We start from the raw sequence: 6,128 nt of genomic DNA, 5'->3' as shown, positions 1-6,128 counted from the left end.
CGCCCATCTCGACACATGGGTGGAACTGGCGCCGTTCGACACGCGTGCGCATGCAGCACTGCTGTCCAATCTGGCCGGGCGCGGCGAGGTCGCCGCGGCAGAGCAGCACCTGGCTTCGGCGGAGCGATTGTTCCGGTCGGAGGAGCTTGATTTCGCACCGCTTCGCGCGGCCTGGCAGGCGATCCGTGAACAACGGCCCGGGGCCTCGCTACGGACACAGGCGGCCTGCCTGTCCACGCTATCGCCACTGGTGGCCACCATGCCCGCCGCACCCGGCCCGGTCGAGCCCAGCCACGCTTCGCTGGCGGTGATGCCGTTTGTCGAGGAGAGCGGCGGCACGCGCGGCGGATTGGCCGACGGTTTCACCCACGACATCATCACCCGCCTGGCCAAGCTCAGGGATTTCTTCGTCATCGCGCGCGGATCGGTGTTTGCGCTGGCAGAGCAGAACATCGCGCCCGAGGATGCCGGCCGCCGGCTGAATGTCGACTATGTCGCCACCGGCACGGTGCGCAGCCCGTCTGGCCGCCTCATCGTCGGCGTCGAACTAATCGAGGTGCGCAGCGCCAGGATCGTCTGGGCCGAGACCTTCGAGCGCAGGCCCGATGACATCTTTTCCGTGCTCGACGACATCGGCAACAGTATCGTCTCCTCGATCTCGGCCGAGATCGAAACCGTCGAGCGCAACCGCGCCATGCTGAAGGCGCCCAACTCGCTCAACGCCTGGGAAGCCTACCATCGCGGCCTCTGGCACATGTACCGCTTCACCCAGGCGGAAAACGAACAGGCGCGGCATTTCTTTGCCCAGGCCTTGCAGCTCGACCCGACCTTTGCCCGCGCCTATGCCGGCCTGTCCTTCACCCACTGGCAGAACGCCTTCCAGCGCTGGGGCGACCGCGACCGCGAAAGCGCGCTGGCCTTCGAGAGCGCCGGACACAGCCTGCTGGTCGACGACCACAATCCGGCCGCGCATTGGGCGATGGGCCGGGCGCTGTGGCTGCGCGGCGAGCAGGACGGCTCGCTGCTCGAACTCGAGCGGGCTGTCGATCTCAGCCCCAACTTCGCGCTTGGCCACTACGCGCTGTCCTTCGTGCATTCGCAGTCGGGCGACCCGCGAGCGGCGATAGGCTCTTCGGATCATTCGCGCCATCTCAGCCCGTTCGACCCGCTGCTGTTCGGCATGCTGGGCGCACGCGCCATGGCGCATGTCCGGCTCGGCCAGTTCGAGGAAGCGGCCGAATGGGCGCTGAAGGCGGCGGCGCGGCCCAACGCCCACGCCATCATACTGGCGATCGCCGCGCACTGCCTGGCGCTGGCCGGACGGCTCGACGAGGCGCGCGGCTTCGCCGCCGCCATTCGCAAGACAAGGCCGGACTATTGCGCCGACGATTTCATCGGCACCTTCCGCTTCGAGCCGGACGCCGTGGCGCTGTTCCGGCAGGGCGCCAGGCTTATCGGGCTGAACTGAAGCCTGGCTCGCCATCTCTGGGATCGCCTGGGAATTTCGCCTCAATTCCGCCGGGTTAACGAAGTCGGAAGGAGTTGTTTAACTGTTTGCGGCTATGTCACCGCGTGGGGGACGACAAAGTGAGTATGATGAGCAACAGCCCCGACAAGCGCAATGAATGGCGCGCCATATTCTACGTGCAAGCTCGCGTTGCCATCCTGTTTGTCCCGGTGGTTGCCAGCCTGCTGATCATAGCGGCGCTTGCCGGCAACGAACGCAAATCCGTTCCCAGCATGATCGACCCGACCGTCACCGGCTCCGTGCGGTAGACCGGCGGTCATCGGCTCTTCGAGATGCTGTCGGAGGCGGGCGCCTGGCGTGCGCTATCGGCGGTTTTCATTTGGCGCTAAAATCATCCGATGGCACTGAATGAGTGGGCCCGAACGATCAAGCGCGATGTGCATGCGCTCTACCTCGCCGCTCGCGATCCCCGAACGCCCTGGTACGCCAAGGCGCTTGCCGTGTGTGTTGCAAGCTATGCCTTGTCGCCAATCGACCTGATCCCCGATTTCATTCCGGTGATCGGCTATCTCGACGACGTCATCCTTGTCCCTTTGGGCGTCCTTGCCGTGGTCAGGATGATACCGCCCGAGGTGATGGCGGAACACAGAAAGACCGCCGCGCTGGCCGCCGACAGGCCGGTGAGCCGCTACGCGGCGGTGATCATTGTTTGTATCTGGACTGCCTCGATCGTGCTGGCCGGGTGGCTGGGATATCTGTATTTCGCTGACTGACTGCCAGGCCGTTCAGCAGGGAAACCGCCGCCAATGAAGCCCGGACGGATCGCGCTTTTCCCGGGATTCCGTCGCCATGCGGCGCCGCTCAAACAAAGCGCGGGATCGGGCCGTTCTGCGGGGTCACGTCGTCGCCGAGGTCGACAAACACCTCGTCGACATAGCACCATGCCCAGCCTTCCGGCGGATCGTAGCCCTCGATGATCGGATGCTTGGTGGCGTGAAAATGCCTGGTGGCGTGGCGGTTGGGCGAGTCGTCGCAGCAGCCGACATGGCCGCAGGTGCGGCAGAGCCGCAAATGCACCCATTGCGACCCGCTCTTCAGGCACTCCTCGCAGCCGAGCGCGCTCGGCGTCACCTTCCTGATGTCGCGCGTATGCCTGCATTCATCCATCATGGTCTCCCTGCTGTTTGAGGTGCGTCCGCGCGCGCGAGATATGCATGCAATGCCGCGACCACCTGGGCGCCTTCGCCGACAGCCGCCGCGACGCGTTTGACCGAACCGGCGCGGACGTCGCCGATGGCGAACACGCCGCTGCGGCTGGTCTCCATCTGCGCCGATCCCAGCTCCGATCCGGTGCGCACGAACCCCCTGGCGTCCAGCGCCACACCGCAATTCGCCAGCCAATCGGTGTTCGGGTCGGCGCCGATGAAGAGAAAGAGATGGCGGATCGGGCGCGTCGTTTCCGCGCCGCTGGCGCGGTTGCGCCATCGCACCGTGCCAAGATTGCCCTCTTCGCCGTCCAGCGCCTCGATTTCGGTCCCGGTCAGCACCTCGATGTTCGGCTGCGCCTTGATGCGTTCGACCAGGTAGCGCGACATGCTGGCATCGAGGCTGCCACCGCGCGCCAGCAGCGCCACTTTGCGCGCATGACTGGCCAAGTAGACAGCCGCCTGCCCGGCCGAATTGCCGGCGCCGACCAGCGCCACTTCCTGGTCCGCGCAAAGCCGCCCTTCAATGGGCGACGCCCAGTAATGCACGCACGTTCCCTCGAACCGCGCCAGATTGGCGATGTCGAGGCGGCGATAGCGCGCGCCGCTGGCGATCACCACGCTGCGCGTGCGCACGTCTCGCCATCACCGACATCGAGCAGATAGCGGGCGCCTGACGCGTCGGAGGCGGCGCTCAAAAGCTTCGCCTCGTCCGGGATGACCATTTCGACGCCGAATTTCTGCGCCTGGTTGTAAGCGCGCGCCATCAGCGCCATGCCGGTAATGCCTGTGGGGAAACCAAGATAGTTCTCGATGCGCGAGGATGCACCGGCCTGTCCGCCGAAGGCGCGGCAGTCGAGCACGATCGTCGATAGGCCTTCGGAGGCCGCATAGACCGCCGCCGCCAGCCCTGCCGGGCCGGCGCCGACGATGGCCACGTCATAGACCGTATCGGCATCGATCGGCCGCAGCAGGCCGATGCAGCGGGCGAGGTCCTTTTCGCCGGGGTTCATCAGCAGCCTGCCGTTTGGACAGAGCACGATCGGCAGGTGGTGAGGATCGACCTCGAAGCGTTCTACCAGGGTTTTGGCGCAGGGATCGCTGCCGGAATCGAGCACGCGATGCGGCTGGCCGCTGCGGGCGAGGAAGCCCTGCAGGCGCAACACGTCGGCATTGTCCTGGGGTCCGATGATGATCGGCCCGCTGGTAGCGCTCTCCAAAAGCCCGACGCGGCGCAGGATCAGCGCCCGCATGATGCGCTCGCCGAGATTGGCCTCCTGCACCATCAGGTCGCGCAGCCGCTGCGAGGCGATGACGAACGCCTCCACCGGTTCGGCGGCCTGCGCATTGACCAGCGAGGGACGGGCCGAAAGCTGCGCCAGCTCGCCGACAAAGCTGCCGGGGCCATGGGTGACGATCGTCTCGCGCCGGCCGAGCCCGCCGTCCTGGGTGATGTCCACGCTGCCCGACAGCACGACGATCAGACCGGGCGCCACATCGCCTGCTTCGATGATGTGCTCGCCGGCGGCATAGGCGCTGGCCTCGCCGAACCGGCGCATGCGGTCGATGTCCACCTCGGCCAGCGTGGGGAACGCCTGGTCGCGGCGGGCACCGAATATCTGGGTGGTGGATTGAGCCATGGTTTTGAGCGTAGCGAAGCGGGCGCGGAGTTTGAAGCGGTTTGTGAGGGGACTGGCCGGAAGGGGAGGTTGGCGGCAAAGAAAAAGCCCGGACGAGCCGGGCTTTTTCTCTAAGTTTCTGAACCGGCGAATGGTTCGAAACGGGAATTTGGTGCCCAGAAGAGGACTCGAACCTCCACTCCTTGCGGAACACGGACCTGAACCGTGCGCGTCTACCAATTCCGCCATCTGGGCTGGTGCGGGCTCATGTAAGCGGGCAAGCGATTGCTGTCAACGCGCTTTTTTCGCAGGTGCTCCGTTCGCCGGCTCAGTCGTCCAGCACTTCCTTCGAAGCGACGGTGGAATCGGCGTTGAGCTGGTAGATGACCGGCACGCCGGTGCCGAGTTCCAGCTTGACGATCTCCTCGCCCGACTTGCCGTCCAGCGCCATGATCAGCGCGCGCAGCGAGTTGCCGTGCGCGGCGACCAGCACCGTGCCGCCGCGCAGCACGTGCGGCTGCAAATCGTGCAGATAGTAGGGCCAGACGCGGGCGCCGGTGTCCTTCAGGCTTTCGCCGGCGGGCGGCGGCACGTCGTAGGAGCGGCGCCAGACATGCACCTGCTCCTCGCCCCATTTCTTGCGGGCGTCGTCCTTGTTGAGGCCGGAAAGGTCGCCATAGTCGCGCTCGTTGAGTGCCTGGTCGCGGATGGTCTTCAGGTCGCTCTGGCCGACCGCGTCGAGAATGTGCTGGCAGGTTTTTTGCGCCCGGATCAGCGCCGAGGTGAAGGCGATGTCGAATTTCAGGCCGCGCGCCTTGAGCTTCTGGCCGGCGGCCTTGGCCTCGGCGTGGCCCTGTTCGGTCAGGTCGACATCGCGCCAGCCGGTGAACAGGTTCTTCAAATTCCATTCGCTCTGGCCGTGGCGTACGAGCACGAGGGTTCTCGACATGTTTGCTCCTTCAAGAGCAATTCCAGGAAAAGTGTGACGCGGTTTTCCGCCCGGAATTGCGTTAGACAAAGAGGTTTATGGATCAGGCCGGCTCAGCTGAGGCCGAGCACGTCCCGCATCGAATACAGTCCCGGCTTCTTGCCGCGCGCCCAAAGCGCCGCCTTGACGGCGCCCCGAGCGAAGATGGCGCGGTCCTCGGCATGGTGGGCAAGCGTGATGCGCTCGCCGGTGCCGGCCAGCATCACGCTGTGGTCGCCGACGACAGAGCCGCCGCGCAGGGTGGCAAAGCCGATCGAGCCTGTCTTGCGCACGCCGGTGTGGCCGTCGCGGACGCGTACCTCATTGCCTGAAAGCTCGATACCACGCCCGGCGGCGGCGGCTTCGCCCAGCAGCAGCGCTGTGCCCGATGGCGCGTCGACCTTGTGCTTATGGTGCATTTCGAGGATCTCGATGTCGAAATCGTCGGCATCGAGCGCGCGTGCCGCCTGCTCGACCAGCACCGCCAGCAGATTGACGCCGAGGCTCATATTGCCCGACTTGACGATCGTCGCATGGCGCGCCGCCGCCGCGATTTTCGCATTGTCGTCGGCCGTGCACCCGGTCGTGCCGATGACGTGAACGATGCGCGCCTGCGCCGCATAGCCCGCGAATTCGACCGTCGAAGCAGGCGTGGTGAAGTCGAGCACGCCGTCTGCCTTGGCGAAGACCGGCAGCGGATCGTCGCCGATCGGCACGTTGATGATACCGATGCCCGCCAGTTCGCCTGCGTCCTTGCCCAGATAGGGCGAACCCGCCCGCTCGACCGCGCCGATGACCCGCGCGCCGGGGATGGTGTGGATGGCGCGGATCAGCGTCTGGCCCATGCGGCCGGCAGCGCCCACCACCAC

At 65.9% G+C, this 6,128-nt stretch carries 6 protein-coding genes, 1 tRNA gene and 1 pseudogene; 3 read left to right on the top strand and 5 right to left on the bottom strand.

The window, feature by feature from the left end; genetic code table 11:
- From EN893_RS14735 to EN893_RS14725, 3 genes are all read left to right on the top strand, one after another.
- Positions 1 to 1,468, top strand: a 1,468-nt coding sequence (locus EN893_RS14735) for a transcriptional regulator (RefSeq protein WP_128361612.1), incomplete at its 5' end; no start/stop codon positions are given.
- Positions 1,469 to 1,593: 125 nt separating this feature from the next.
- Entirely contained in the window at positions 1,594 to 1,776 is a 183-nt protein-coding gene (locus tag EN893_RS14730) for a hypothetical protein (protein ID WP_013528612.1), read from the top strand.
- A gap of 90 nt (positions 1,777 to 1,866) precedes the next feature.
- Positions 1,867 to 2,241 (top strand): YkvA family protein, encoded by a 375-nt coding sequence (locus tag EN893_RS14725; protein ID WP_127269768.1) that lies wholly within the window; start codon positions 1,867 to 1,869, stop codon positions 2,239 to 2,241.
- 88 nt (positions 2,242 to 2,329) lie between these two features.
- Here the strand turns inward: EN893_RS14725 and EN893_RS14720 are convergent, their stop codons facing one another.
- The 5 genes and pseudogenes from EN893_RS14720 to dapB all read right to left on the bottom strand — a co-directional run.
- A complete protein-coding gene (locus EN893_RS14720; protein WP_027040253.1) occupies positions 2,330 to 2,638 on the bottom strand; it encodes a UBP-type zinc finger domain-containing protein in 309 nt (102 codons plus the stop codon).
- Positions 2,635 to 4,313: pseudogene (locus tag EN893_RS14715) on the bottom strand (FAD-dependent oxidoreductase). The gene EN893_RS14720 and the pseudogene EN893_RS14715 overlap by 4 nt, the downstream one beginning before the upstream one ends.
- 149 nt (positions 4,314 to 4,462) lie before the next feature.
- Positions 4,463 to 4,547, bottom strand: a tRNA-Leu gene (locus tag EN893_RS14710).
- Positions 4,548 to 4,620: 73 nt separating this feature from the next.
- Positions 4,621 to 5,241, bottom strand: coding sequence for a 2,3-bisphosphoglycerate-dependent phosphoglycerate mutase (locus EN893_RS14705; RefSeq protein ID WP_127268270.1), 621 nt, complete (start codon positions 5,239 to 5,241; stop codon positions 4,621 to 4,623).
- Positions 5,242 to 5,333: 92 nt separating this feature from the next.
- The coding region (gene dapB / locus EN893_RS14700) for a 4-hydroxy-tetrahydrodipicolinate reductase (protein WP_128361611.1) at positions 5,334 to 6,128 on the bottom strand (795 nt) is incomplete at its 5' end.

The sequence above is a fragment of the Mesorhizobium sp. M7A.F.Ca.CA.004.04.2.1 genome (assembly GCF_004022825.1).
GTDB lineage: Bacteria > Pseudomonadota > Alphaproteobacteria > Rhizobiales > Rhizobiaceae > Mesorhizobium.
Note: the sequence above shows the minus strand (reverse complement) of the source record. Positions and strands in the feature narration are given on the sequence as shown.

Coding starts and splice junctions, on each gene's coding strand:
- EN893_RS14725 (WP_127269768.1), top strand. CDS start 1,867: ATGGCACTGAATGAGTGGGCCCGAACGATCAAGCGCGATGTGCATGCG.
- EN893_RS14705 (WP_127268270.1), bottom strand. CDS start 5,241: ATGTCGAGAACCCTCGTGCTCGTACGCCACGGCCAGAGCGAATGGAAT.
- EN893_RS14720 (WP_027040253.1), bottom strand. CDS start 2,638: ATGATGGATGAATGCAGGCATACGCGCGACATCAGGAAGGTGACGCCG.
- EN893_RS14730 (WP_013528612.1), top strand. CDS start 1,594: ATGATGAGCAACAGCCCCGACAAGCGCAATGAATGGCGCGCCATATTC.